The sequence below is a fragment of the Streptomyces sp. 351MFTsu5.1 genome, assembly GCF_000383655.1.
Classification (GTDB): Bacteria; Actinomycetota; Actinomycetes; order Streptomycetales; family Streptomycetaceae; genus Streptomyces; species Streptomyces griseorubiginosus.
Window position 1 is genome coordinate 53,519 of the sequence record NZ_KB911802.1, and the last position, 24,676, is coordinate 78,194.

27 protein-coding genes and 2 pseudogenes are annotated in these 24,676 nt (G+C 68.5%); 14 read left to right on the forward strand and 15 right to left on the reverse strand.

Annotation, left to right across the window (positions count from 1 at the left end):
* Positions 1–31: 31 nt before the first annotated feature.
* From H295_RS0139935 to H295_RS0139950, 5 genes and pseudogenes are all read right to left on the reverse strand, one after another.
* Positions 32–739 (reverse strand): SecDF P1 head subdomain-containing protein, encoded by a 708-nt coding sequence (locus H295_RS0139935; protein WP_028810185.1) that lies wholly within the window; start codon positions 737–739, stop codon positions 32–34.
* On the reverse strand, positions 736–1,281 hold the full coding sequence (locus H295_RS0139940) for a SigE family RNA polymerase sigma factor (RefSeq protein ID WP_020140968.1): 546 nt from the start codon (positions 1,279–1,281) through the stop codon (positions 736–738). Before H295_RS0139940 ends, H295_RS0139935 begins: the two co-directional genes overlap by 4 nt.
* Positions 1,282–1,465: 184 nt before the next feature.
* Positions 1,466–1,762 (reverse strand): annotated as a pseudogene (locus tag H295_RS48660) (hypothetical protein); the annotation flags it as partial.
* Positions 1,763–1,816: 54 nt separating this feature from the next.
* The gene (locus H295_RS0139945; protein WP_020140969.1) at positions 1,817–2,566 is read right to left on the reverse strand and encodes a polysaccharide deacetylase family protein; all 750 of its coding nucleotides are present in this window, start codon (positions 2,564–2,566) and stop codon (positions 1,817–1,819) included.
* A gap of 173 nt (positions 2,567–2,739) precedes the next feature.
* Positions 2,740–3,258 carry a cupin domain-containing protein gene (locus tag H295_RS0139950; RefSeq protein ID WP_020140970.1) on the reverse strand — a complete coding sequence of 173 codons (519 nt, stop codon included), beginning with the start codon at positions 3,256–3,258 and terminating at the stop codon, positions 2,740–2,742.
* A 123-nt stretch (positions 3,259–3,381) separates the two neighbouring features.
* Here H295_RS0139950 and H295_RS0139955 point away from each other — a divergent pair, with 123 nt between their 5' ends.
* Positions 3,382–3,963 carry a TetR/AcrR family transcriptional regulator gene (locus tag H295_RS0139955; protein WP_020140971.1) on the forward strand — a complete coding sequence of 194 codons (582 nt, stop codon included), beginning with the start codon at positions 3,382–3,384 and terminating at the stop codon, positions 3,961–3,963.
* Between the two features lie 130 nt (positions 3,964–4,093).
* Here H295_RS0139955 and H295_RS0139960 read toward each other — a convergent pair whose 3' ends face one another.
* Entirely contained in the window at positions 4,094–5,137 is a 1,044-nt protein-coding gene (locus H295_RS0139960; protein WP_020140972.1) for a saccharopine dehydrogenase family protein, read from the reverse strand.
* Positions 5,138–5,264: 127 nt separating this feature from the next.
* On the opposite strand from H295_RS0139960, the gene H295_RS0139965 reads away from it, so the two are divergent.
* Both H295_RS0139965 and H295_RS46285 read left to right on the forward strand, forming a co-directional pair.
* Positions 5,265–6,200: a helix-turn-helix domain-containing protein gene (locus H295_RS0139965; RefSeq protein WP_020140973.1), complete on the forward strand. Its 936-nt coding sequence runs from the start codon at positions 5,265–5,267 to the stop codon at positions 6,198–6,200.
* 92 nt (positions 6,201–6,292) lie between these two features.
* Positions 6,293–6,547 (forward strand): annotated as a pseudogene (locus H295_RS46285) (VOC family protein); the annotation flags it as partial.
* A 47-nt stretch (positions 6,548–6,594) separates the two neighbouring features.
* Here H295_RS46285 and H295_RS0139970 read toward each other — a convergent pair.
* Complete coding sequence (locus H295_RS0139970; RefSeq protein WP_020140974.1) at positions 6,595–7,410, reverse strand: SAM-dependent methyltransferase; 816 nt, start codon at positions 7,408–7,410, stop codon at positions 6,595–6,597.
* 93 nt (positions 7,411–7,503) lie between these two features.
* On the opposite strand from H295_RS0139970, the gene H295_RS44350 reads away from it, so the two are divergent.
* Positions 7,504–8,250 carry a GNAT family N-acetyltransferase gene (locus H295_RS44350; protein ID WP_324606104.1) on the forward strand — a complete coding sequence of 249 codons (747 nt, stop codon included), beginning with the start codon at positions 7,504–7,506 and terminating at the stop codon, positions 8,248–8,250.
* A 62-nt stretch (positions 8,251–8,312) separates the two neighbouring features.
* On the opposite strand, the gene H295_RS0139980 is transcribed toward H295_RS44350, so the two are convergent.
* From H295_RS0139980 to H295_RS0139995, 3 genes are all read right to left on the reverse strand, one after another.
* Positions 8,313–8,753 carry a hypothetical protein gene (locus H295_RS0139980; RefSeq protein ID WP_020140976.1) on the reverse strand — a complete coding sequence of 147 codons (441 nt, stop codon included), beginning with the start codon at positions 8,751–8,753 and terminating at the stop codon, positions 8,313–8,315.
* 173 nt (positions 8,754–8,926) lie between these two features.
* Positions 8,927–9,508, reverse strand: a complete 582-nt coding sequence (locus H295_RS0139985; protein ID WP_020140977.1) for a GNAT family N-acetyltransferase — start codon at positions 9,506–9,508, stop codon at positions 8,927–8,929.
* Between the two features lie 319 nt (positions 9,509–9,827).
* Positions 9,828–10,220, reverse strand: a complete 393-nt coding sequence (locus tag H295_RS0139995) for a nuclear transport factor 2 family protein (protein ID WP_020140978.1) — start codon at positions 10,218–10,220, stop codon at positions 9,828–9,830.
* 86 nt (positions 10,221–10,306) lie between these two features.
* Between H295_RS0139995 and H295_RS0140000 the strand changes: the two genes are divergently transcribed.
* From H295_RS0140000 to H295_RS0140020, 5 genes are all read left to right on the forward strand, one after another.
* The gene (locus H295_RS0140000) at positions 10,307–11,077 is read left to right on the forward strand and encodes a helix-turn-helix domain-containing protein (protein WP_028810188.1); all 771 of its coding nucleotides are present in this window, start codon (positions 10,307–10,309) and stop codon (positions 11,075–11,077) included.
* A 264-nt stretch (positions 11,078–11,341) separates the two neighbouring features.
* Entirely contained in the window at positions 11,342–13,891 is a 2,550-nt protein-coding gene (locus H295_RS0140005; protein WP_020140980.1) for a discoidin domain-containing protein, read from the forward strand.
* 379 nt (positions 13,892–14,270) lie between these two features.
* Positions 14,271–15,041, forward strand: a complete 771-nt coding sequence (locus H295_RS0140010; protein ID WP_020140981.1) for an NPP1 family protein — start codon at positions 14,271–14,273, stop codon at positions 15,039–15,041.
* A 344-nt stretch (positions 15,042–15,385) separates the two neighbouring features.
* Complete coding sequence (locus H295_RS0140015) at positions 15,386–16,318, forward strand: L,D-transpeptidase (RefSeq protein ID WP_234021779.1); 933 nt, start codon at positions 15,386–15,388, stop codon at positions 16,316–16,318.
* A 148-nt stretch (positions 16,319–16,466) separates the two neighbouring features.
* Positions 16,467–17,225 carry a class I SAM-dependent methyltransferase gene (locus H295_RS0140020; protein ID WP_020140984.1) on the forward strand — a complete coding sequence of 253 codons (759 nt, stop codon included), beginning with the start codon at positions 16,467–16,469 and terminating at the stop codon, positions 17,223–17,225.
* A gap of 12 nt (positions 17,226–17,237) precedes the next feature.
* On the opposite strand, the gene H295_RS0140025 is transcribed toward H295_RS0140020, so the two are convergent.
* Together H295_RS0140025 and H295_RS47375 are read right to left on the reverse strand one after the other, a co-directional pair.
* Entirely contained in the window at positions 17,238–17,780 is a 543-nt protein-coding gene (locus H295_RS0140025; RefSeq protein ID WP_020140985.1) for a hypothetical protein, read from the reverse strand.
* A 209-nt stretch (positions 17,781–17,989) separates the two neighbouring features.
* On the reverse strand, positions 17,990–18,148 hold the full coding sequence (locus H295_RS47375) for a hypothetical protein (protein ID WP_158691123.1): 159 nt from the start codon (positions 18,146–18,148) through the stop codon (positions 17,990–17,992).
* A gap of 204 nt (positions 18,149–18,352) precedes the next feature.
* Here H295_RS47375 and H295_RS44355 point away from each other — a divergent pair, with 204 nt between their 5' ends.
* Entirely contained in the window at positions 18,353–19,579 is a 1,227-nt protein-coding gene (locus H295_RS44355; protein WP_020140987.1) for an acyltransferase family protein, read from the forward strand.
* Between the two features lie 27 nt (positions 19,580–19,606).
* Here the strand turns inward: H295_RS44355 and H295_RS0140040 are convergent, their stop codons facing one another.
* Positions 19,607–20,473 carry a helix-turn-helix transcriptional regulator gene (locus tag H295_RS0140040; protein WP_106961067.1) on the reverse strand — a complete coding sequence of 289 codons (867 nt, stop codon included), beginning with the start codon at positions 20,471–20,473 and terminating at the stop codon, positions 19,607–19,609.
* Between the two features lie 114 nt (positions 20,474–20,587).
* On the opposite strand from H295_RS0140040, the gene H295_RS0140045 reads away from it, so the two are divergent.
* The 3 genes from H295_RS0140045 to H295_RS48290 all read left to right on the forward strand — a co-directional run bounded on the left by H295_RS0140045 (position 20,588) and on the right by H295_RS48290 (position 22,633).
* Entirely contained in the window at positions 20,588–21,286 is a 699-nt protein-coding gene (locus tag H295_RS0140045; protein ID WP_020140989.1) for an SDR family NAD(P)-dependent oxidoreductase, read from the forward strand.
* 145 nt (positions 21,287–21,431) lie between these two features.
* Positions 21,432–21,824 (forward strand): HAMP domain-containing protein, encoded by a 393-nt coding sequence (locus H295_RS48285; protein ID WP_051135696.1) that lies wholly within the window; start codon positions 21,432–21,434, stop codon positions 21,822–21,824.
* 86 nt (positions 21,825–21,910) lie between these two features.
* On the forward strand, positions 21,911–22,633 hold the full coding sequence (locus H295_RS48290) for a sensor histidine kinase (RefSeq protein WP_267974106.1): 723 nt from the start codon (positions 21,911–21,913) through the stop codon (positions 22,631–22,633).
* 32 nt (positions 22,634–22,665) lie between these two features.
* Here the strand turns inward: H295_RS48290 and H295_RS46295 are convergent, their stop codons facing one another.
* Positions 22,666–23,562 (reverse strand): NPCBM/NEW2 domain-containing protein, encoded by an 897-nt coding sequence (locus tag H295_RS46295; RefSeq protein ID WP_078616887.1) that lies wholly within the window; start codon positions 23,560–23,562, stop codon positions 22,666–22,668.
* Between the two features lie 172 nt (positions 23,563–23,734).
* On the opposite strand from H295_RS46295, the gene H295_RS46300 reads away from it, so the two are divergent.
* Positions 23,735–24,046, forward strand: a complete 312-nt coding sequence (locus tag H295_RS46300; protein WP_078616888.1) for a hypothetical protein — start codon at positions 23,735–23,737, stop codon at positions 24,044–24,046.
* Between the two features lie 194 nt (positions 24,047–24,240).
* On the opposite strand, the gene H295_RS0140065 is transcribed toward H295_RS46300, so the two are convergent.
* On the reverse strand, positions 24,241–24,657 hold the full coding sequence (locus H295_RS0140065; RefSeq protein ID WP_020140992.1) for a hypothetical protein: 417 nt from the start codon (positions 24,655–24,657) through the stop codon (positions 24,241–24,243).
* Positions 24,658–24,676 lie beyond the last annotated feature (19 nt).

The following is a 24,676-nucleotide window of genomic DNA, read 5'->3' on the forward strand; positions in this document are numbered from 1 at the left end:
GGTGGGGCTCGCACGGAGGTGACTCACCGCTTTATCTGCCCGGATCCAGTCGCTCGGCGAGGTCGTGGGCCGTGGCACGAGTGAGGTCTTCCCCGTAGAAGCCGACGACTGCGAAACGACCGCCGGTGATCGACTGGGCCACGGCGGGGGTGCCCCATAGCTTGCCGTCGATGACGATGGCGAACTCATTGCGCGGGGGCGGAGCCGACGCGAGGGAGGCTGTGAGCGTCACGAAGCGGATCCGGTCGGCGGGCGAGAGCGTCGCCTCCATCTGCCATCTGCCGTCGACGGTGCTCTTCTCGGCCGTGGCAGAGGCGACACGAATGTCCCTCATGCCCTTGGCAGGGTCGGTGTGGACGCACCTCGCCCGTTCGGTCGCGGTGGGGTCCACCGTGTAACCGCCGTCGCCCTGGGTGCAGGGACCCTCCGTCGACGAGGTGACCGGCAGCAGGGAGACCTTGGTCGCCTTCGCGGCGTCGCCCCGGTCGGCGGGCTGCACCACATGCGCGCGCGGCGGCCCGTCGTCCGCGACGGCCACCCAGGCGGTGGCCACCGCCGCCGCGAGGACGACCCCGGCTCCGGCGCGCGTCAGCCGCTGCCGCCTCCGGGCAACCCGCAGCGCGCCGTCCGCCAGGCCGACGAGGTGGGCGCCGGCGTCACCGTCACGCTCACGGACATGGGTGTGCAGGGTGTCGTGCAGCAACGATTCGTGCAGCAGGTCCCCGGTCGAGTCGTTCATGCGGTGACGCCCCTTCCGGAGGCACGGGAGGAGACGGACGGCCCGGTCTCGGCCAGGGCGGTCCGGAGAGTGGTGAGGGCCTTGTGGGTCTGGCTGCGGACCGTGCCCGGGGCGACGCCCAGGATCGCGGCGATCTCGGCGTCGGGCCGGTCCTCGAAGTAGCGCAGTACGATCACCGCGCGCTGACGCTTGGGCAGCCGCCGCAACGCGCTCATGATGTCCTGCCGCTGGACGACGCTGTCGGCCAGGTTCGCGCCCTGGGCGGCCGGCCGGTCCGGAACGGAGTCCGTGACCGTCTCCCGTCCCCAGCTGAGCAGCCGGAAGCGGTCCACCTGGGCGTGGTAGAGCGCGCGGCGCACGTAGATCTCCGGCTGTTCCCGATCACGGAGCTTGGACCAGCGCCGAGCCGTGGCGGCAAGCGCGGTCTGGAGCAGGTCCCGGCCCTGTTCCCAGTCCCCGGTCAGCAGGTAGGCCGTGTGCAGCAGCGATCTCGACCGCGCCGCCACGAACTCGCGGAACTGGCGTTCCTCGTCGGCGTTCAATGCGCCCTCCCTCGTTCCCCCGTATAGACGGGTGGGGACACGAGAACGACTGCCCTGCCGGACGGACTTTCTCGGTACGGCCCCGCTTGCGCCCGATACACCCGGTAGGCCGCGCCCCCTGACGTGTCCTGCCGGAGGACTGGGTGGGCACCCAGATCTCCGCCTCGGGGTTGTAGGGCATGGTGACCGCGACAGCGACCCTGCCGTCGCCGCGGCGGCGCCACTCCGACGACACCCGGCCCCGTACGGTGTCGATCGCGTTGACCGGGGCCGCGGGGATGTACGGAGGAATGCGCAGCGTCTCGTAGGCGGCGGTGCTCGGCCTGATGCCGGCCAGGCTCTGGTAGAACCACGTGGCCGCGTTAGAGCGGTTGTGGTGGTTCAGCGACCCAGGCCACGATGCGGTCCGCGAGCAGTTTGGCCAGGCTCGTGAGAGTTCTCGCGCTCCCGTGCAGTGTCTGTGCTCGAACCGGCGGCCCAGGCTAGCGGTCGGTACCGGTCTCGTAGGCGTACCGCACGCACGTCAGTCAGTCAGTCACTTGTAGATCTTGCCCGGTTCGGCTTTGCACGGAGCGAGCAGTTGGGAGACGGTCACGAAGGTGTAGCCCTGCTTGCTGAGCGCCTTCAGGATGGAAGGCATGGCCGGGACCGTGCCCTTGTGGAGCGGGTGGAGCAGGATGATCCCGTCGCGGTCGGCGCCGTCGAGGACCCGCTTGGTGATCAGCGCACTGTCGTCCGTCTCGTAGTCCTTCGCGGTCACCGTCCACAGCACCTGCGCCATCCCCAGTTCTCCGGCGACCTTGGAGACGCGGTCGTCGGTGCGGCCCTGCGGCGGGCGCATCAGGGTGGGCTCACTGCCGGTGATGCCGGAGATGGCCCGTGCGGTGCGGCGCAGTTCGTCGCGGATCTGCGCATCGGAGACATCAGTCAGTACCGCGTGCGTCCAGGTGTGGTCCCCGATCTCGTGACCGTCCCGGGCGATCCGCCGCACCACCTCGGGGAACTTGTGGATGCGTCGACCCTCGAGGAAGAACGTCGACGGCGCCTTGTACTGCTTGAGGAGGTCCATGAGCCGGTCGGTGGGTTCGCCCGGGTTGCCGTCGAAGGTGAGCGCGATGCACTTGGCCTTCCGGCAGTCCACCTGCCCCGACGGTACGACCGCTCCGGCTGCCACGTGGGCACGCGCGTCGCGCGGGGACAACGTCTCCATCCTGTTCGCATGGACGGCTATGGCGATGGTCGCTGTCACGGCTGCCACCACGGCCAGCGTCAGGAGTATGAGCATCCGAGGCCGTTTTCTGAGGATCTTCACACGAAGGAGAAGATTTCCTCATCGCACGGGTTGCCCGGCGGCACCGATAGTGACGTAGCACACATGTACGGAACGCGTACACGCGGAGGTGCGCGGCCGTCCCCTGCGCGGCCGCTCGGCGACGCTGCCAGGTGTCCGCGGCTCGTTCAGAAGCCGGGCGGCGGCGTCAGGCCGTACCTCGAGATGATGTCCGGCAGCCAGGTCGGCCGTCCGAACTCCAGGCCGTACTTCGCCGCGAGCACCTCCACCGCATCCTCCGTCGACGGCGGGCCGTCGCTGAGCATGTCGACCATCTCGCGGAAGCAGTGCTCGAAGCCGGCCGGGCTGATGATCTCGATCATCCGCGCCGGAGCGGCGCCCGCGTTCCACATCGTGTGCAGCTCCCCGCGCGGTTTGGTGATGTAGCCGCCGGGACCCAGGACGGTTTCACGGTCGCCGGAGCGGAATCCGATCTCGCCCTCGGTCACGATCGAGTACTCGTCCTCCCGGGTGTGCAGATGCGGAGGCACCAACGCCCCTACCGGGAAGGGGTGTTCAACGACCGAGAGCGCGCCGTCGGTGTCGTCGCCCCACAGCTTGAAGACGACCCCGATGGAACCGAGGAAACCCTCGGCCCCCTCGCCTGGGCGGACGATCGTGAGTGGCGGGGCCGAGGGCTCTGTCATGGTGATCACTCCTCGTGCATTTTGGAGATACACTGGTGTTCTCTTAAAAAGTCTCCATCGCGAAGCTCGAGGCGTCAAGATTTGAGTGAACAGAAGCGTTCGTCGAAATCGCGCGGTTACGAGATGCGTAAGCGTGCCGAGGATGTGGAGCGGACACGGCAGCGCATCGTCGAGGCCACCGTGCATCTTCACGGCACCGCGGGCCCGGCGTCGACGAGCATCTCGGCGATCGCCGAGCGCGCCGGCGTCACCCGGCTGACCGTCTACCGGCACTTCCCGGATGAGACAGCGCTGTTCGAGGCATGCACGGGGCACTGGCTGTCAATGCACCGGACCCCACAGCCCATGGAGTGGGGCACGATCGAGAACCCCCTCCAAAGGCTGACGGCCGGGCTCGCCGACATCTACCGCTTCTACGGCGAAGGTGAGCAGATGCTGACGCTGGGCCTCCGCGACCAGCATGCCGTACCCGAGCCGATCCGTGCCGCCTGGGAGAACATGACCAGGCAGTACGTCGATGTCCTGGTCCAGGCCTGGCCACAAGCCGACGACTCCGTCGTCCTGCGGGCGGTGATCGGCCATGCAGCAGCCTTCTCGACCTGGCGTTCGCTGTGCCGGGAACAAGGGCTCACGAACGACACGGCGGTCGAGGTCATGGTCACGCTGGCGGAGAGGGCCGGTGGGTCGAGGTCATGGTCGCGCTGACGGAGTGGGCCGGTGGGTCGAGGTCATGGTCACGCTGACGGAGAGGGCCGGTGGGTCGAGGTCATGGTCGCGCTGACGGAGTGGGCCGGTGGCCGGACCCTCGGTCGGCGACACACCGGGTTGCCCTGGATCAGGCGTGCTGCTTCTGCCCGTACAGGTCGACGGTGACGTGCGGGGCGAGGGCGTGCAGGAAGTCGGCGGCGTCGAAGATCTCGCCCGCGGAGACGACCCCGAGGGTCTTGATGCGGTCGGACAGGACGCGTTCGAGGGCCTCCGCGACGAGGGGCGCGGTGACGGCATAGATGTCCTGACCGCGGGCTGCGGCACGGCGTTCGGCTCCTGCGGAACGGACCACGACGTCCACGAGGAAGGTCTGGTCGGAACGCCCGTTCTGGTCCGTGGCCGACGGGGCCGGTGTGTCGGGGTCGGCGATGTCCTGGACGGCCTGGGTGGTCATGTAGGTGGTCACGTCGGGGATGGCGAGATGCTGGGCGACGGTGACGACGTCCGCCATCGTGAACTCCCCGATCACCGGCCGCGATCCCACCGGTTCCGGGAAGTTCCACTGCCCAGTGGGCGCGGCGTCGTCGCGGTGCTCCCACTGTCCGCCGCGGTAGCGCAGGCGCCGCGCACCGCGTCGTTCGCGGGAGACCGAGCCGGAGCGTCGGGTGCCGGCGGTGGGGTGCCAGCTGCTGAGCGCGTAGGCGATGTGTGCCTCGTCGGCCTCGGTCCAGTCGCCCATCGCCGCCGTGACCAGCAGATCGCCCAGGCCGCCGAAGAAGGCCATGGCCGGCACGATCACCGCTGCCGCGTCCCGGGCCTGTTCGCGGTAGTGGGCGAAGGTGTCGAGGTTGGCCTCGAGTTCGGCGGCCACGTCCAGGTACGGAATCTTGGCACGGAGTGCGGCCTCGATCACCGGGCCGGTGGTCGAGGCGAAGGGGCCGGCGCAGTTGATGACCGCCACGGTTCCCGCCAGGGCCCGGTCCAGCGACGTCGCGTCGTCGACCGACGCAGCCCTGGATTCCAGCCCGTGCTCACGGGCCAACTCGTCCAGGGCCTGCCGGTTGCGCCCGGACAGTACCGGGACGAATCCGCGCGCGGTCAGCTCCGCGACCACGAACCGCCCGGTGTGCCCGTACGCGCCGAACACCGCCACCAGCTGACCTGACTCCATGAACCGCTCCCCTGTGCGCAGCTGCCCGCTGCGGAGTCGGTCCGCCGCGGTCTGACCCCCACATCCTGTCGCTCGGCCAACGCTCCGCGAGAGTGTCGGAAACGACATGCCGCGTACAGTTTCGGACATGCCCGCTGTTGCGCTGGCCGTCACCGACGGCATGCTCCACTACGAACTGTCCGTGGCCGTCGAGGTCTTCGGCTCCGATCTGACCCACGTCGTCGATCCCTGGTACGACTTCACCCTCTGTGGGACTGCCCCGGTACGCATCGGCCGCTTCCACCTGGAGCCCGACCACGGACTCGACCACCTCGCGCACGCCGACACGGTGATCGTCCCCGGCTGGGCCGACACCGACATCGCTCCGCCCACCGAACTGGTCGACGCTGTGCGCGCGGCACACGCGGCCGGCGCCCGCGTGGCCTCACTGTGCACCGGCGCCTTCGTCCTGGGTGCGGCAGGGCTGCTCGACGGCAGGCGTGCCACGACGCACTGGGCGCACACGCGGGAACTGGCCCGACGCCACCCGACAGTCACCGTCGACCCGGATGTCCTCTACGTCGACAACGGTGACGTCCTGACCTCCGCGGGCAAGGCTGCCGCCATGGACCTGTGCCTGCACCTGGTCCGTCTGGACCACGGATCGGCGAACGCGAACAAGATCGCCCGGCGCCTGGTCATCCCGCCCCATCGCGAGGGCGGGCAGGCCCAGTTCATCGCCACCCCGCTCCCCGCTCCGGGCAACCACCCGTTGAACGAGCTTTTCCCCTGGGCCCTGGAACGGCTGAACGAGCCGTTGACCGTGGAAGACCTGGCCCGTCAGGCCCGCATGAGCACACGTCACCTCGGCCGCCACTTCAGGCACGTCACCGGCATCACGCCTCTGCAGTGGCTCCACGCCCAGCGCATCCGTCACGCCCAGGAACTGCTGGAGACCACTGACGCCACCGTGGACACCATTGCCGCAGCCACGGGCATGGGCACCGCCACGACCCTGCGCCGCCACTTCCACCGCAGCGTCGGCGTCCCACCCGACACCTACCGCCGCACCTTCCGCCCCTGAGAGGCAACAACTCCCAGCCTCCGGCCGCCCACCAGCCGTAGACGAGCGTCTCATGTCCTTACAGTTGAACTTGAGCATCCAGTCGAACGCTCGACTTCGCCGGTCTCGACTGTGAGGACGACGTCTTCATCGGCTTTCAACGGGTCGACGGCTACCGAGCACCGCAGTGGCCCGGACAGACCGTTCCTCAGCAGCTGCACATCTGCTTCAAGGTCAAGCAGGGACTGGACCAGGTCGAAACCCGGTTGCTCGAGCTCGGCGCGGGCAGACCGGACCATCAGCCGCACGGCGACAAAGCACGCGTTCTCACCGATCCCGTCGGGCACCCGTGTTGCAGCGTGGGGTGACGTTCCCCCTCGCGAGGGATTGCAGGCGTCGAGTTCCTGGAGGAGCGCTAACGGCGGATCGCCGAGATCAGTCCGCCGGGCCGCTCCTCGCGCTGGGGTGGAGTGCTGAGGGGACGGCCATAGGCGGCAGCGCACTCGCGCAGAGTGTGGGGCTGGGCCTCCCAACCGTGCCCGGCCAGCCAGCCCACCGGGTTGTCGGGCATCTCCGAGACCCACATCGACGCCGCAGATCCCGGCGCGGCGTCCGCGCCGAAACGGTCGATCACGCCGCGCGAACCCAACGTCAGCCCCATCCGACTGCCCGCCGCAGACCGCGCACCGACCCGGGACAGCAGCAGGTCCACGGCATCCTCGGGCAGATAGATCAGCAGTCCTTCGGCGATCCACACGGTCGGCAACGCAGGGTCATGCCCTGCTGCGGCCAGCGCGTCAGGCCAGTCGTCACGCAGATCCACGGCTACGGCGATCCGCTCGCAGCGTGCGACGGCCCGTTCCTGGCTCAGCACCGAGGCCTTGAAGTCCAGTGGCGCGGCGGTGTCGACCTCGAACAGCCGGGTGCCGGTGGGCCAGTCCATCCGGAAGGCGCGGCTGTCCATCCCGGCCCCGAGCAGCACGACCTGCCGGACACCGGACGCGGAGGCCTCCCGCAACAGGTCGTCGAGGAACTTCGTCCTGATGACGATGGAGAACGACACCGCCAGCCGACGGCGTCGGGCGGCCTCGTCGTCGGGCAGCGGCGGAGAGGAGGGCCACAGGCCACCGGCAGTCGCGAAGGCCTGTGCCAGCGGGTCGCGGAACAGCGCGTTCTCCCGCTCGGTCTCCAACGCCCGCACCCTGGCCACCCCGACCGCCGTGGCCCACACTCCCGACGGCTGCACCCGCTCCTGCTCATCAGTCACCGCGCCAGCCTAAGCGTTGCGCCGCAACGGCCGGCCAGTGAGCCGGTGGAGCCACCGGTGTCAGGCCAACTGCCAGGGGAAAACCAAGATGCCCGTGGCCGCTCCCGTATTCGACAATGGTGCATGCTGATCGACCACTGGCCCCTTGTGGGACTTCGTCTGCGCACCCCGCGTCTGGAGTTACGACTGCCCAGCGAGGGTGAGCTCGCCGAGTTGGGTGAGCTTGCGGCAGGTGGCGTCCACGAGCCGGACCGCATGCCCTTTCTCGTACCGTGGACCGACCTGCCTCCAGCCGCCCGGGCCCGCTCGGTGGTGCAGCACCACTGGTTGCGCAGGGGGAACTGGTCACCGGAGAACTGGACCCTGAACCTCGTCGTCTTCGAAACCGGCCAGGTCGTCGGCCTGCAGACCATCACCGCCCGGGACTTTGCCGTGCTCCGGCAGGTGAACACCGCCTCCTGGCTCGGAACACGATTCCAGCGGCAGGGAATCGGTACCGAGATGCGTGCCGCTGTGCTTCACCTGGCCTTCGCCGGACTGAACGCCCTCGATGCGATGTCGGGCGCTCTTGAGGAGAACCCGTCCTCGTTCTCCGTCTCCATGAAGCTCGGTTACGAGCTCGACGGTGTCGAGCGACATGTGGTGCGCGGCCAGCCGGCGATCATGCGGCGGTTGAGGCTGACGCGCGCCCACTGGGAGACACACCGGCAGGTTCCGGTCTCGGTCACCGGGCTGTCCCCCTGTCTCCCCATGTTCGGCTTGTCCGACGACAGCCTCCCGGGCCACCGACAGGCGTGCTCGTGACCCGGCCGCACGACTCCGGCAGGCGGCCAACCCGCAGGTCGACCGCGCTGGCGGCCTTCAGATCAGGGGCACAGACCGATGTCGGAGTTGTAGCTGATGTCGATCGAGCCACTCCAGGTCATGCACTGTCCGGGCGCGGGCAGGTCCTTGTACACCGGGCCGGCGTAGGTCGTGTAGGAGCCGGCGTCCCTGGCCGGTGTGCTGCTGGTCGGCCAGGTGTCCAAGGTGACCTCCATGAACACACGGGCGCCGGGCTTGTTGCGCACCGTCACGGCGCACCACTGCTTGTCCGCGGCGCTGTAGGCCACGTAGGTGGTGGCGGCCACGGTCGTCTGCGAGGACTTGATCGGAGTCGACGTGAAGACCTCGTACCCCTTCCCGCACGCTCCGTTGTAGGCCCCGGCCGTGGCGGCCGAAGCCGGTGCGGTCGCGGCGAGCGTGCCACCCAGGGCCAGGACGGCAAGAGCGCCGGCGGTGACTGCCTTGTGACGGATCGACTTCATGATGTTCCCCCTGTTGGTCCTACGACGGGACGGTCGGTCGTCGCCGCCCACGCAGAGTGAGACCGGGCAGGGGTGTCGGCAGTTGTAGGGTTCCTTGTCGCGGTCCTGTCACCGGTGTCACAGGGTTCGTTACGGCAACGCCCAGGTCAGCATGGGGAACACCGAACTCACCTTCACATGAGCGCAGTTGCTTCCTTGTACTCGTGATCCAGCATCGCGTAGACGTACTCGCTGCCCCAGCGGTCTCCGTCGAGGTCGTTGTCGATCAGATGTGCCTCGCGACGCATGCCCAGCCGCTCACACACACGCACCGATCCGGTGTTGAGCACATCGAGCCGCGCGAAGATCCGGTGGACCCGCAGCCGGTCGAAGGCCAGCGACATCACGGTACGCGCCGCCTCGGTGGCGTAACCACGCCCGGAATGCTGCGGGTTGACGATCCAGCCGATCTCGGCCTGCCGGGCGGCAGCACTGCTGAGGGTGAGGACCACCTCGCCGATCACACCTGGCCCGTCCACCCGGCACACGGCCAGCAGTAGCGCATCGCCGTCGGCCTTCCAGTCGGTCCCGCCGGCTCGTACGGCGATCGACTCGGCGCACGCCTGCCGGGTGAGCGGCGGGCGATAGAGGTAGAGCGCGACCTCCGGCAGGGACTGGTACGCGTACCGGTCATCGACGTCGTCCGGCGTGAACGTGCGCAGGACCAGGCGCTGGGTCGCAATGCTCGACGGCACCTGCCGCGAGACGTCCGACATCAAGTCCCCCCCCGTGTCATTGATCCGACGGGCCACAGTATTTGATCTCATGGCGATCAGCAGGAACATTTCTGTCACGCGCGCGGCCACTCACTCGGTGAAGTTGCGCCCCGACGGGTTCCCGACGGGTTCCACCAGCGAGAGCCCGATTCCGAGGGCCAGTTGGTCCCGTGATCGAGGATCATGACCGGCGTCCGGTTCACCTGGGGCAAGCACGCCTGGATCCCGAACAGCGGAGGCAGGTACATCCTCAGAGGTACGGCCGCCACGCACGGAGGCGGTTAGAGACTGCGGCCGGACCGGGCGCGTCCTGACACAGTCAGAGACCGGCGGGCTGCTCCCACCACACCAGGTTGGCGGCCGCCTGGGCCGTCGGCTCGACGATCTCCCAGCCCTCAGCGATGAGCCCCTCGTCGATCCGCCAGATGTCGACGACCGCGATCTCCGGTCCACCGTTGGGCAGTTGTCGCCGCGAGTGCATCACGACGTGATCGCCGTCGGCGAGCAGGTGGTAGATCTCGACCCGCATCTCGGCGAGCGGAACCAGTGCCGCCTGTACGGCGGCGAGCCATTCCTCCTTGGTCGAGGCTGTCGAGTCCGGCCTGTGGTGGACGAAGTCGTCACTCAGCAACGGTGCGAGCGCGTCGACGCTGCCCGTCTCGATGAGCTTCGTCAACGCCCCTTGCACGACAGCCTTGTTGTCCGTGGTCATGGACGCAGTGTTTCCGTGGTTCCACCAGCTGTCGATGACATCGGATTTCATGGCGTGCGGCTCAGCGATGAGTACCCTCCCTGAATGTGCAGACAGTTGGGGAGCTTCTACGGCAGTGGCGGCACCGCCGACGCCTGAGCCAACTGGCCCTCCCACTCGCCGCCGACGTCTCGGCTCGTCACGTCAGCCTGGTCGAGACGGGCAGGTCGAACCCGAGCGCGGACATGGTCCTCCGGCTAGCGGACCAGCTCGATGTACCGCTGCGTGATCGCAACCAGCTGTTGCTCGCGGCCGGCTTCGCACCCCGGTACGCCGAGCGGCCGCTCGATGACGGAGCCCTGTCTGCGGCCCGGGACGCGGTGGCCAGAGTGCTCCGGGCGCATGAGCCGTACCCGGCGGTGGCCTTCGATCGCCGGTGGAACATAGTGATGACCAACCGTGCGGTCGACCCGTTCTTCGCGGAGGTCGATCCCGACCTGCTCCAGCCGCCGATCAACCTCGTACGACTGGGGCTGGACCCGCGAGGCTTCGCCGCGCTGGTCGTGAACCTGTCCGACGTACGTGCGGTGTTCCGGTCTCGCATACGGCGTCAGCTCGCCGTCGCCCCCGACGCCGAACTCACCGCGCTCTACGAGGAACTGCTGGCGCCCGACTCCGAGGACGCGTTGAACGCGACGGTCGAGTCCGATGTCCTGATCCCCATGATCCTTCGTTTCGACGGACAAGAGCTGCGCCTGTTCTCGACCATCACCACGTTCGGCACTCCGACGGACATCACGCTGGACGAGGTCGCGATCGAGTCGTACTACCCGGCGGACGCGGAGAGCGCCGCGTACTTCGAGAGACGGTCCTGCTAGGCGCCGAGCGTGTGGTGAGCCCACCGCCACTCTCTCGCATCACCCACTGAAGGCAGTCCTCGGGTCAAGGCACCTGCGGCATCCACAAGTTGCACAGAATCTGGTGTCCGAGGGCTTGCCGGATCCTCAGCATCAACATTTAAATCAAGACGTGAACTAAGCCGTGGGCCGCACCCGCGCACGTTCGGCAACCCCCCGCACCGCACAGCACTCCCCGCACGGCCTTTCGTGACCACCCTTCATTCACCCCCAGGGGAACATGGCATGGGCCTCAGATCTCTCGGTGTCGCGCTCGCCAGTACGGCGGCGCTGATCACCCTTCCAGTCGTCGCACCACCACCGGCCCTCGCGGCCGACGCCAACCTGTCCCAGGGCAGGACAGCCACATCGTCCTCGACGGAGAACGCGGCAACTCCCGCCACAGCCGCGGTCGACGGCGACACAGCCACCCGCTGGTCCTCGGCCGCAAGCGACGACCAGTGGCTCCAGGTCGACCTCGGGGCCACGGCCTCGGTCAGCCAGGTCGTCCTGAACTGGGAAGCGGCCTACGCCGCCGACTACAAGATCCAGGTGTCGGCGGACGCCCGCACCTGGAGCGATCTTCGGACCGTGAACGGCGGGGACGGCGGCACCGACACCCTCACCGTCTCCGGCCAAGGCCGCTACGTTCGCATGCAGGGCATCCACCGAGCCACCCCGTGGGGATACTCGCTCTGGGAGTTCCAGGTCTTCGGAACCCCCGGCACCACCCAGCCCGCCGCCTGCTCCACCACCAACTCGGCGCAGGGCAAGGCCGCTTCGGCGTCCTCGACCGAGAACGCCGGCACTCCGGCGTCCGCGGCGTTCGACGGCAACGACGCCACCCGCTGGTCCAGCCAGGCCGCGGACCCGCAGTGGCTGCGCGTCGACCTGGGCTCGTCCCAGGACATCTGCAAGATCGACCTGAACTGGGAGGCCGCGTACGGCAAGGACTTCCAGCTCCAGGCGTCCGCCGACGGCCAGACCTGGAACACCCTCAGGACCGTCACAGGTGCGGCCGGAGGACGCGTCTCCTACGACGTCAGCGGCACGGGGCGCTACGTCCGCGTTCTCGGTACTGCCCGTGCGACCGCCTGGGGCTACTCGCTGTGGGAAGTCGCCGTCCACACCACGTCCGGCGGCACCGGTGGCCCGGTCCAGGGCGGCGGTGACCTGGGCCCGAACGTGATCGTCGTCGACCCCTCCATGCCCAACTTCCAGCAGAAGTTCGACCAGGTTTTCGCCCAGCAGGAGTCCGCGCAGTTCGGGTCCGGTCGCTACCAGTTCCTCCTCAAGCCGGGCACCTACAACGGCATCAACGCCCAACTCGGCTTCTACACCTCGATCTCAGGGCTCGGACTGAACCCCGACGACACCCAGATCAACGGCGACATCACCGTGGACGCGGGCTGGTTCAACGGCAACGCGACGCAGAACTTCTGGCGTTCGGCGGAGAACCTCGCGATCACCCCGTCCAACGGCACCGACCGCTGGGCCGTCGCCCAGGCAGCGCCCTTCCGCCGTATCCACGTCAAGGGCGGCCTCAACCTGGCACCCAACGGCTACGGTTGGGCCTCCGGCGGCTACATCGCCGACTCCAAGATCGACGGCACAGTGGGGCCGTACTCGCAGCAGCAGTGGTACACCCGTGACAGCTCGGTCGGCGGCTGGACCAACGGCGTGTGGAACATGACGTTCACCGGGGTCCAGGGCGCGCCCGCGACCAACTTCGACACCGGCCCGTACACCACCCTCGACACGACGCCGATCTCCCGCGAGAAGCCGTTCCTCTACCTCGACGGCAGCGCCTACAAGGTCTTCGTCCCGGCCAAGCGCACCAACGCCCGCGGCGTCTCCTGGCCCGCGAACGCCGGGACCTCGCTGCCGCTCGACCAGTTCTACGTCGTCAAGCCCGGAGCGACCGCGGCCACCATCAACACCGCACTGGCCCAGGGCCTCAACCTGCTCTTCACCCCCGGCGTCTACCACCTCGACCAGACGATCGAGGTCACCCGGCCCGACACCGTGGTGCTCGGGCTGGGCCTGGCCACGCTCGTGCCCGACGGTGGCGTCGACGCGCTGCACGTCGCGGACGTCGACGGCGTCCGGCTCGCCGGATTCCTCATCGACGCCGGCGCGACGCGGTCCGACACCCTGCTCCGGATCGGGCCGGCCGGTGCGGCAGCGGACCATTCCGCCAACCCGACCACCATGCAGGACGTGTTCATCCGCATCGGCGGCGCGGGTCCCGGCCTCGCGACCAACTCCGTCGTGGTCAACAGCGACGACGTCGTCATCGACCACACCTGGATCTGGCGCGCCGACCACGGCGAAGGCGTCGGCTGGGAGACCAACCGGGCGGACTACGGACTCGTGGTGAACGGCGACGACGTGCTCACCACCGGCCTGTTCGTCGAACACTTCAACAAGTACGACGTCCTCTGGAACGGCGAGCGCGGCCGCACCGTCTTCTTCCAGAACGAGAAGGCCTACGACGCCCCCAACGCCGCCGCCATCACCCACGACGGCATCGTCGGCTACGCCGCGTACAAGGTCGCCGACACGGTCGCCGTCCACGAGGCCTGGGGCCTGGGCAGCTACTGCAACTACACCTCGGACCCCTCCATCGTGCAGCGCCACGGCTTCCAGGTGCCCGTCAAGCCCGGCGTCAAGCTGCACAGCGTCCAGGTGATCTCCCTCGGCGGCAAGGGCCAGTACGCCCACGTCGTCAACGACACCGGTGCGCCCACCTCCGGCACCGACACCATCCCGTCCAAGATCACCCAGTTCCCGTGACAGCCGTGACAGCCGTGACAGCCGTGACAGGGAGTCGTTGAGCCGGGTCGCCACCGATCGGACAACGGCCTCGACGTGCTGCGGACCGCGCTCGCGGTCCGCAGCTTCGCCCTTGTCCTGTCCCGCAGAGATTTCTCCACAGAGCGGACGGCGTCGGCGGCGGAACCCCTCCGAGCCGCCCGGCCGACCCGTCGGGCCTCGGGCCTCGGGCCTCGGGCCTCGGGCCTCGGGCCTCGGGCAGCCTTCGCCGCGTTCGGCAAATTGCCGCCACCAGTTTGACAGAAAGCCCTTCCATCGGTCTCTCGGCTTGCCAGTCTCTGTCTGCACACGCGGATGTCATGTCCGCGATCGTCACTTCGCTCTTCGCCACGGAGACCCCATGCCTAGAACCACCAGCAGAAGCTTCCGGCTCGTCAGAGCCGTCGCCGTCACGGGAAGCGGCGCCGCTCTCGCCGTCTCCCTGACAGGCAGCGCTTCCGCGGGCGTGCTGCAGAACCTGCCCGAGAACGCCACTGCGTTCCAGAAGAACTTCGAGCCCGTGTACGACTACGACACGGACTCCTGCTACCCGGCCGCCGCCATCGACGCGAACGGGAACCTCAACGGCGGCCTGAAGCCGACCGGCCCCATCACCGGCGAGTGCCGCGGTGGCCACCTCGGCAACGCCAACACGTACTCGCGGGCCAAGTGCAACAACGGCTGGTGCGGGATCATCTACGCCAGCTACTTCGAGAAGGACGAGGCCTCTCCGGGCATCGGCCACCGCCACGACTGGGAGTGCATGGTCGTGTGGGTCCAGCAAGGCGCGGGCACGCCGTCGTACCTGTCGGCCTCCCGGCACGGCGGCTTCAGCACCCACCCGATCGCCGACGTTCCGATGAGCGGCCAGCGGGTCATGGCCGTCTACCACAAGGACGGAGCCAGCACCCACGCGTTCCGCTTCGCCAAGTGGGGCGAGACGGCCGAGAACGACACGGGCGCCTGGCACCAGGAGAACCTGCTCACCTGGGACAACCTCGCACCCAACCTCCGCACCGTCCTGAACGGCTCGGACTGGGGCGACGCCAACCTGCCGCTCCAGGACTCGAAGTTCAACGACACGCTCAACAGGGCCAAGCCGAGCGAGATCCCGTTCGATCCGTACGCGTGACGGTCAGGGGCGCCGCGTACGCGTGATCCGCGGGCCGGCAGGACGCCGATACGCGGGGCGGGAAGGCCGCTGCCCCGCGTGTCGGGGCGGCGGCCGACGACCAGGGTGCCGGACGCCCCGAGACGGTGCGGCCCCGTCGCCACCCGCCACCCTGGCACCCGGCGCCCGGCGCCCGGCACCAAGCCTTGGGACACGTTTTACGCGAAGCATGCAACTGCCACCGACGTGATCGCTGTCTGATAGGGAGATGGGCCCTTCAGGGCCGAGGAGCGAGCAGACCGGGGCAGTTCGTGGGACGGCGCAAGACCAGCATATGGATCGCATTCGTCACAGGGGTGACGCTGATGGGCGCGAGCGCCTGCGGCGCAGGCGGCAGCGACAAGGCGAGCGGGGACGACGCTAAGGCGTCGACGCAGCCGAGTGCGAGCGCCTCTCCGTCACCGACCAAGCCCGCGGGCCCGCCGATGCTACTGGAGACGATCACTCCGCAGACGGGGACCACCGTCGGCGTGGCCATGCCCATCTCGGTGATCTTCACGAACCCCGTGGCGGCCAAGGCACGGGCCACCGTCGAGAAGCACATGAAGGTGAGCGCCTCGCAGCCGGTGCTCGGCGCCTGGCACTGGATGGGCGACCAGCGCGCCGACTGGCGCCCGAAGACGTACTGGCCCTCCGGCACGACGGTGAAGATCGACGCGGACATGACGGGCGTCAGCAACGGCAACGGACGCTACGGCGTCCACAGCTACACGCACACGTTCAAGATCGGTGACGACGTGCGCGCGGACGTCTCGGTGACCGGCCACACCATGAAGGTCACCCGGAACGGCGCGCCGGTACGCACCTTGTCGATCAACGCGGGCAGCGCGGAGTTCCCCACCTGGGACGGCACCATGGCCGTCATCGACAAGCAGGAGAAGGTCCACATGACCTCCTGCAGCGTCGGAATCAGCTGCGACAAGGGCAGCCCGAACTACTACGACCTGACCCTGCCCTGGGACATCCACCTCACCCAGTCCGGCACCTACGTCCACTACTCGACCGGCGACCCGAACCCGGGCAGCGGCAGCGCCCGCGGCTCGCACGGCTGCGTCCACCTCTCCCTGGCCGACGCCAAGTGGTTCTACGGCCAGGTCAAGCAGGGCGACCCCATCACCATCACCGGTTCGCCGCGTGGCAAGGCACCGGCCGACAACGGCTACGCCGACTTCAACCTGGACTGGCCGCAGTGGCTCGCGGGCAGCGGCTCAGGCGAGACGACGACCGCCGCTCTCTGATCGGCGTCGGCGTCGGCGTCGGCAGTGCGGGGGCTCCCCGGTCCGGTCCAGGACACGAACCGGGGAGCGACTCTCCCCGTAAGCCCCTCTCGGGTCTAATGTCGGTCAAATGACCACAGACGATGCGAACCGGCGATGGACACGATCCATGCCCGATGCCTACGAGCGTCACCTCGTGCCGGTCTTCTTTCGCCCCTTCGCCGTCGACCTGGCCACCAGGGCGGCGGCGCTGCGGCCACGCACGGTGCTGGAGCTCGCCGCCGGGACCGGCGCGCTGACCTCGGCCCTGCTCACCGCCGTGCCCATGGCTTCCGTCGTGGCGACCGACCTCAACGAATCGATGGTCACCGCGGGATCGGCGCGCGAGCCCCGAGCGCAGTGGCGGCAGGCGGACGCCCAGGAACTGCCGTTCGAGGACGGTGAATTCGACCTCGTGCTGTGCCAGTTCGGGGCGATGTTCTTCCCCGACAGGCCCGCGGCCTACGCCGAGGTGCGAAGGGTCATGGCCCCGCAGGGGACTTTCCTGTTCAACAGCTGGGGTCCACTGGCCTCGCACGGGTTCGGGGCCGCCTTCCAGGCCGCCTTGGAAGATGCCATGCCGGATTCGGCTCCCCCGTTCCTTAGGAACGTGCCCCACGGCTACACCGACCCTGCCGCAGTCGCCGCCGACCTGGCAGCCGCCGGCCTGACGCTGGCCGCGACCGAGGAGGTGACACTGAAGGGCACCGCGGAGTCGGCCGCGTCCGTCGCGAACGGCTTGCTCACAGGGACACCGGTGAGCGCGGCACTGGAGGGCCACGAAGACGCGCAGGCCATCCAGGCCGCCGTCACTCAGGGAATGACGGCCCGTCTCGGCACGGGGTCGGTGACGGCGCCGATGACGGCGACGGTGTATCTGGCGCAATGAGGAGTATGACCGCTATGGGCGGGGCAGGCGGCCCAACACTGCACGGAACCTCTCCCGCCCTGACGCGACGCTCGCGTCCCACAGGCCTGAGACGTCACCGCTCAGTGAGAGGGACTGGAGCCGTTGTTCCTCGGCAAGAAACTCGGCACCCGCCATGTTCTGATCCAGCATCCCCATCGCGGTGAGTGCCGCATGGCCGCAGGACACGGCGTCAGCCGCGCTTCCCGAGCCGTGAGCCGACAAGGCGTACCGCAGGCAGAGGACAGCGAAGAAGGCGTAGGTGTCGGCGACACCGGTGATCCCGTCCTCGTGCGGCTGAAGTTCGGGAAACCGCTCCAACAGGCGTATGCGTTCGACGGCGTCCGCTAGCGGCCGATCGGCATGCCAAAGATCGCGCACGGACGCCGCATACCGGTCCAGGTCGGCTTCCCGTCCATGTGATCCCGCCCGGAGGCCCACGAACAGTGGCGCCATACGTTCGACGCAGGCGGCGACGTAAAGGCGGATCGTCTCGGCTCCCCGGTCATGAAGTGCCTGCGCGACGTCCCCCTCCACCAAGCTCTCCACGTGCTACCCCAACCCAGTTCGAACAGACCAACAGGCTACACAGCAGCCTGAGAGCCACAGCTTGACGAAGTAGGACCTCGGGGTGCCCGAATAGCCCCCTTCACCAGGCTGACCTCTGGCCTGTTCGGCAAGTTGGTCAGCCCCCTGCGGCCCGAGGCCACGTACTCCGTGCAACGGCGCCGGAGTCTCATCGTCGGCTAGGGAGTCGTCGTCGGCGACACCGAGTAGCCCGCCCGCTGGGCCATGGAGCGGTAGGTCATCCCGCCCGTCTGCGCCCTCAGCGCGCGCAACTCGGACGCGAACCGCTGCACCGGTCCCGCCGCCGGATCCACCGGCATCTCACGGCGTCCCGCCACCTCTGCCCCCCGTTTGTTGTTAGGCCGCCAGAACGGTACTGCCGAACAATGCCCCAGCCGGTGAAGTCGGTGATCAGCGCGACCCCGATCCGGGGCCCGTCCGATCCAAGAGGACTCTGCTCACGCATGGAACCCCCCACTACCGGCACCGCATCACCGCGTCCGTCATCGCCCGTTGCCGCACGATCACTTGGAGCCCTCGCGGTGGCGGGCCAGGCGCGGCTGGGGTGGCTGGACGCCTTGCGTGGTGTGGCCGCGCTCGTCGTGGTGTTCGACCACTCGTCGTACACCTTCATGCCGGACTTCCGGCAGGACCTGATGCCGCACTTCAATACCAGTCGCTACGGCATCATGGTGTTCTTCCTGGTGAGCGGCTACATCGTCCCCCACTCCCTGGAGCGGCGGGGGTGCGTCCGCACCTTCTGGGTCGGGCGGATCTTCCGGGTGTACCCGTTGTGGGCTGCGGTCGTCAGCGCGCTGCTGGCCCTGCACGCCCTCGGCGTCGCGGACCTTCGCGACCTCGGATCACACAGCACCGCGACCGTGGTGATCGCCCATGTCACCATGCTCCAGGAGCTGTTGGGCACACCCAGTGTGCTGCTCGTGCTCTGGACGCTCTCCTACGAGATGTCCTTCTACCTCCTGGTCGTCGGCCTCTTCACGGTCCGTCTCCAACGGCGATCGGCGGCCGTCGCCGTCCTCCTGGCCGTGCTCGCCGCGGGCAGTGTGACGGCCGGGGTCACGCTGCATCCCTCCGCCCTCTCCGTCGGATTCGGCACCGGCCCGGTGGTCGCGTTCGCCGCGATCGCCATGGGAGCGGCTCTGGTCTGTGCCGGCGCCGAGACCGCCGTGTTCCGGGTGTTCGGTGGCATGCTGGGCGGAGTGCTGGCGCTCGTGCTCGTCGCGTTCAACGGCACGGTCCCGCTGTGGGAGGGCCTGGTGATTCTCGCCGTGATGTTCCTGGGGACCACCGTCCACCGTGCGGAGGCCGGTCAGTGCAGCTGGGTCTTCGCTGTCGGTACCGCCCTCATCGTGAGCGTCTGTGCTGTGGGGAGTGCGTACTGGTGGGGCGACGGCGACCACTTCACGAGGCGCGGCTGGATGACGGCCTTCCTGCTGGCCGTGATCACTTTCGGCGCCGGAACGGCCGTACGCAACGGATGCCTGCCGCGTGTTCTGACCGGGCTGGGAACCATCAGCTACTCGGTCTACCTTGTCCATCCGGTCCTGCTGACCGTCGTCGACAGTACGGTCGGGCGACGGCGTCACGACAGTCCCGTACTGGAGGCGGCGTTCTTCGTCGTCCTGCTGCCCGTGTGTCTGCTCACCTATTGCTGGATCGAGGCACCGAGCCAGGAGTGGGGGCGCGGGCTGGCACGCCGTCTGATCCGTCGCAGGCCTGTTGCGGAGAACGAAGTACTCATGCCGTGAGGTCGGTCGATCGGCGTACGGGGTCGATCAGTTGCGCGTGGTGGTCGGTGGGCCGGTGACGGTGGTGAGGTGGAGCTTGGTCTCGTCCTCGCTGCCGGGCTCGGCGGTCATGATGACGATCTTGAGTTCGGAGTCGCCGTCGGTCAGGACGTCGCAGTCGACCATGACCGGGCCCACCGACGGGTGGTCGATCGTCTTGCGGTCCTCGCGGTGCGCGGCCACCGCTCCCGTGGCCCACAGCTCGGCGAACCGCTCGTTGCCCGCGATCAGTTCACGGATCAGCGTGGCCAAGCGCCTGTCCTGCGGGAACCGGCCGGTGGCGCGGCGCAGGTCGGAGACGACGGCGGCATCGGTGGCGTCGCGGTCCGCCTCGGCCACCGGCCACTGCGCGAGGTGGGCTGGGCCGGCGTCCACCGGGAACCTGTCGCGGGCGAAGTTGCGCAGCCGGGGCGGCGAGGCCGCCGGGTCGCCCAGCAGGGCAGCCCACGGACGGTTCCACCACACCAGGTGCCAGTCCGCCGCGAAGACGGCTGCGGCCACGTCTGCGAGGCGGGTGAGCACCCGCTGGACGCCGGGCGGAAGATGGTCGGAGATCGTCCCGTCCACCGGCGCTACGAGCTGGGCGAGACGGTACAGGTGGTCCCGCTCGGCAGCGGACAGTTGCAGGGCGCGCGCGAGGGACGCCACCACCGACGCCGAGGGTGTCGTGGCCCGTCCCTGTTCCAGGCGCACGATGTAGTCGACCGACACTCCTGCGAGGTCAGCCAGCTCCTCGCGCCGCAGTCCGGCGGCCCGGCGCCCGCGGGCCACCGGCAGTCCGGCGGCCGACGGGGGCAGCCGGTCGCGCCATGTGCGGATGGTCGTGCCCAGTCCGGTTCCGGGTGTCGTCGACATGATCTCCATCCTCTTGCACACCGACTCGTGTGTGCAGGGACGAGGGTGGTACTGGTTGTCCTACCGTCGAGGCGTCCCTGGCCCGGCGCCCTCGTCGGGGCCAGCATCGAACGCATGACGATCACCTTCATCACCGGAGCCAACAAGGGGCTCGGCCGCGAGACAGCCCGTCGCCTGATCGAGTGCGGCCACACCGTGCTCGTCGGGGCACGCAACCGGGAGCAGGGCGAGGAGGCCGCCGCCGCGCTCGGCGCACGTCACGTCCCCATCGACGTGACCGACGACGCCTCTGTGGCCGCCGCGGCCGCGAATGTCGCCGCGCACGAGGGCAGGATCGACGTCCTGATCAACAACGCCGGTGTGCACGGCCCCGTCGGCGATCCCGGTGACCTCACCGCCGCGGACGCTCTCGCCGTCCTCGACGTGAACGTCATCGGTGTCGTCCGCACCACCAGCGCGTTCCTGCCGCTGCTGCGCCGTTCGGACGACCCCGTGATCGTCAACGTCAGCAGCGGCATGGGCTCCCTCGCCCTCACCCACGGCCCCGGCCGGCCCGAGTCGCGCGTCGTCGCGCCGCTGTACACGTCCTCGAAGGCGGCGCTGACGATGCTGACCACGCAGTACGCCAAGGGGCTCAGAGGGATCCGCGTCAACGCCGCCGACCCCGGCTACACCGCGACCGACCTCAACGGTCACAGCGGCCCCCAAACCGTCACGGAGGGCACGGACGCGATCGTCGCCCTCGCGACGGAGGGGCCTGGGGCGGGGACCGGGCGCTTCGTCTCACGCGATGAGGAGATCGCCTGGTCCTGATACCGGCTGGGCGGGGCCGGGCCTGGCCGAGGGCTTGGCAAGCTGGGCGGGCTGGGCGGGCTAGGCGGGCTAGGCGGGCTAGGCGGGCTGGGCGAAACTTTGGCGGTCTGCTGGTCCGGCTCTCTCAGTTTGCGCACCTGCAGCCATGTCGTGGTCACGGACCGGCAGGGCATCGTCCTGGCCGACTCCGGGCCGGCCGGCCGGCCGCGTCGGCGTCAGCGTCGCCGCCGAGCCGGACATCGCCCGCGCCCTGCGCAACCGGCGCACCGTGACCACCACGACCGACAGCAGCGGCCGTGACGTCCTGTCCGCGACCATGCCCGGCGCATCGGGCACCACCGTCCGCAGAACACTGCGTCTGACGTACCCACTGGACCAGGTCGACGCGCGGGTGCACCGCATCTGGGGCGCTCTCGCCCTGACCGGGGCCTGCATCCTCGCCGCGGTCGCCCTGGCGGCGGTCGCCCTGGCCCGCTGGATCACCCGCCCCCTGCGCACACTGGAAGCAGCGACCACCCAGCTCGCCGAGGACGCCTGACCAACCCGCCCGACGACACCACCGGGCCGCCCGAACTGCGCCGTCTCGCCGCGTCCTTCACGCACACCGCGACGCGGCTCCAGCACCTGCTCAAGGCACAGCAGGCGTTCGCCTCGGAAGCCTCCCACCAGCTGAAGACCCCCCTCACGGGACTGCGGCTACGGCTGGAGAACTTCGAGCCCTACCTCGATGCGCGTGCCCACCCGAGCCTGGAAGAGGCGGTGGGCGAAGTCGAACGCCTCGGCCGCATGGTGCAGGGCCCGCTCGCTCTGGCCCGTCTGGAGAACACGGCGACCACCCCCGAGCCCGTCGACATGGACACCGTCCTCACCGACCGGGTCGCGATCTGGGAACCGCTCGCCGCCGAGCAGTATGTGGCGCTCGACATCACCGGGCCGCCCACAGGCCAGGTGTGGGCCATCCCCGGCGCGTTGGAGCAGATCATCGACAACCTCCTCGCCAACGCCCTCCGCGTCTCCCCGCCCGGCACAAGCATCACCCTGCACCGCATCCCGGGCACCGAACTGCACATCGTCGACCAGGGCCCGGGGATGAGCGCGGCGGATCGCGAGCGGGTCTTCGACCGCTTCTGGCGCTCCTCCGACTCCCACCACGACGGCACCGGCCTGGGGCTGCCCATCGTCCGCCACCTCGTCGACGCGTCCGGCGGCGCGGTCACCCTCCGCCCCGGCCCGGGCACCGGCCTCGCCGCCCGCATCCGCCTACGCCCCGTCGCCGCGGGACCGCGAGCAGCGCGTGCGGGCGGGGAGGACTTCGGGTCCCGTCGATCCATCGGCATGGGGATCTGACGACTCGTGGAGCCGCATATGAAACGCTGCTTCTACTTGCTCAATTCAGCGTTTCCCCAGGCAGCGTAACCAGCGTTGCTGCACAGCCCCATGTCCCCCTCGGCGAACACCATGTTGAGCTTGAGCTCAATAGCCCCCGAAACATCGACCGGCTTGGGGACCGCGGCCTTGAACTTTGTTGCGCGGTACTGTTCACCAACTTGCTTGCCATCGACATAGATCCGAAAGTAAACAACTGCATCGGAATCCGTATCCGAGGTCAGCCCCAAGGTCGTATTGAATTCACGCCAATCCCCCTTCAAGGCATAGGTGACGTCCTCCTCCTTTTCACACCCGCCGATCCCCGTGTAGATACTGTTCGTGAAATCGGTTCCAGCAAGATTTACGCTCCCGCTGGAGATGGAGCCGTCTGTTCTGTCCTCATCCATCTCGGACAGATATTGCTTTGCTTGACCGAGGGAGTCTGTCGGCAAGGGCGAATCGCTACTGTTCTCGCCGCCCTCTCCCGACACTCCCTCAACATTTTGACTGGAAGTAGGGGGTACTGGAGAAAGCTCGGTCGGTGACGCGGAGCCACTCGGCGTCCGCGAGGGCGAAGCCGCAGAGGAGGGTTTGGAGTCATCCAGGAAGCGTGGAACGACAACTCCGAGAAAACCAATAAGCGCAACGACAACAGCAAAACATCCCGCAATAATGGCAGCCATGTGCTGCTTCCACCATGGATCAGGGTTCTGGCTGGCAGGAGGGTCAGGTGGAGGATTCGTCACGTCTTTTACCTTGCCACTTCGGAACTGAGACTCCTTCAGATTGGTCGCGACAGTACGCGCCCCTAGAGCGCGGTGATCCAGAATCACGGGCGCCGTTACAAGGCCGTTACGTCGGGGCAGTCGCCACACCCCCAAGAGTGACAGGACGAACAGACTGATCATTTGTGCGATCGAGCACCTTGAAGTCGAGTTTCGGGCTAAGGGTTGTCTTGAGAATGCGGCGCGCTCAGTCGCCGCTACGGTGGTCCGGGTGTGGCGAGTACGCGTTTTTGGGGGGGGACCCACCTGGCAACATGCCTTGCTCAGGTCGCCCACAGCGGTCGATCATTCACGGATGAGACCCGAAGTTCAGGCCTTCGTCGCCGGCGGACCTCTGCCCGACCGGGATGCCGACGAGGAGGAGATCGACCGGCGAGTCAAACAACTCGAAGCCATCTCCGGGCCTGTCACATCCGATGAGGCGCATGCTTTGGCTGGCTGCTTCGGCCCCGACGACTGCTACGGCGTCGCCTGGTCACTGCTGCACCTGATCGCGACCAGCCCGGGGCCGGTGCCGCCGGTGCCGCCACCCGGCACCGCTTCCGGCGAATGGCATCGCACGCTCTACAACCGCTGGGGAGCAACACTTGACGCGTCAGGGCCCTGAGGTGTGTGGATAGCCCCGCTTACTGGGATGAGCCCCGCGCTGGCTCGGCAACCGCAGCGACCACGGCCGCCGCCGCAACGTGCCGTTGCCACACCGCTCCCGCACCACGCAAGGCCCTTGTCACGCCAGGGAGATGACCAGATCAGAGCCTTGTGCCCCACCCTTCAGGCAACGGCGCAGAACCCCGCCAGACTCTACGCACAGGCCGCCGGAGTCCTCCCAGCCGGTACGAACTGCATCGTCGGCATCCCCGCGGCGTCGAAGTCGGCGGTGTTCGCGTCGATCAGAGTCATGTAGCCGGCCAGTCGCTGGCTGTCTCGCGAGGGCGGTTCCCCTTTGACCTGCCCAGTGCCGGGGAACACGGTGTCCAACACCCACCAACGGCCGCCGAAGCGGACCCACTTGACGCCGCAATGGGTGTAGATGTCGTACGGATACGGCGTGTGCAGCTCGGGCTTTGGCGGCCCCTGTTGCCACTTGCCCTCGGCGACCGTACGGGCGGGCAGAGTGGGGCCCGTGCTGTCGCCTCGTTCGTCCGACGATGACGAGCAGCCCGAGAGCAACAAGCCGGCACACAGGAACAGGGCGGCCGCTTGGCGATACACCTTCATGTACCTGAGACGCCGTGGG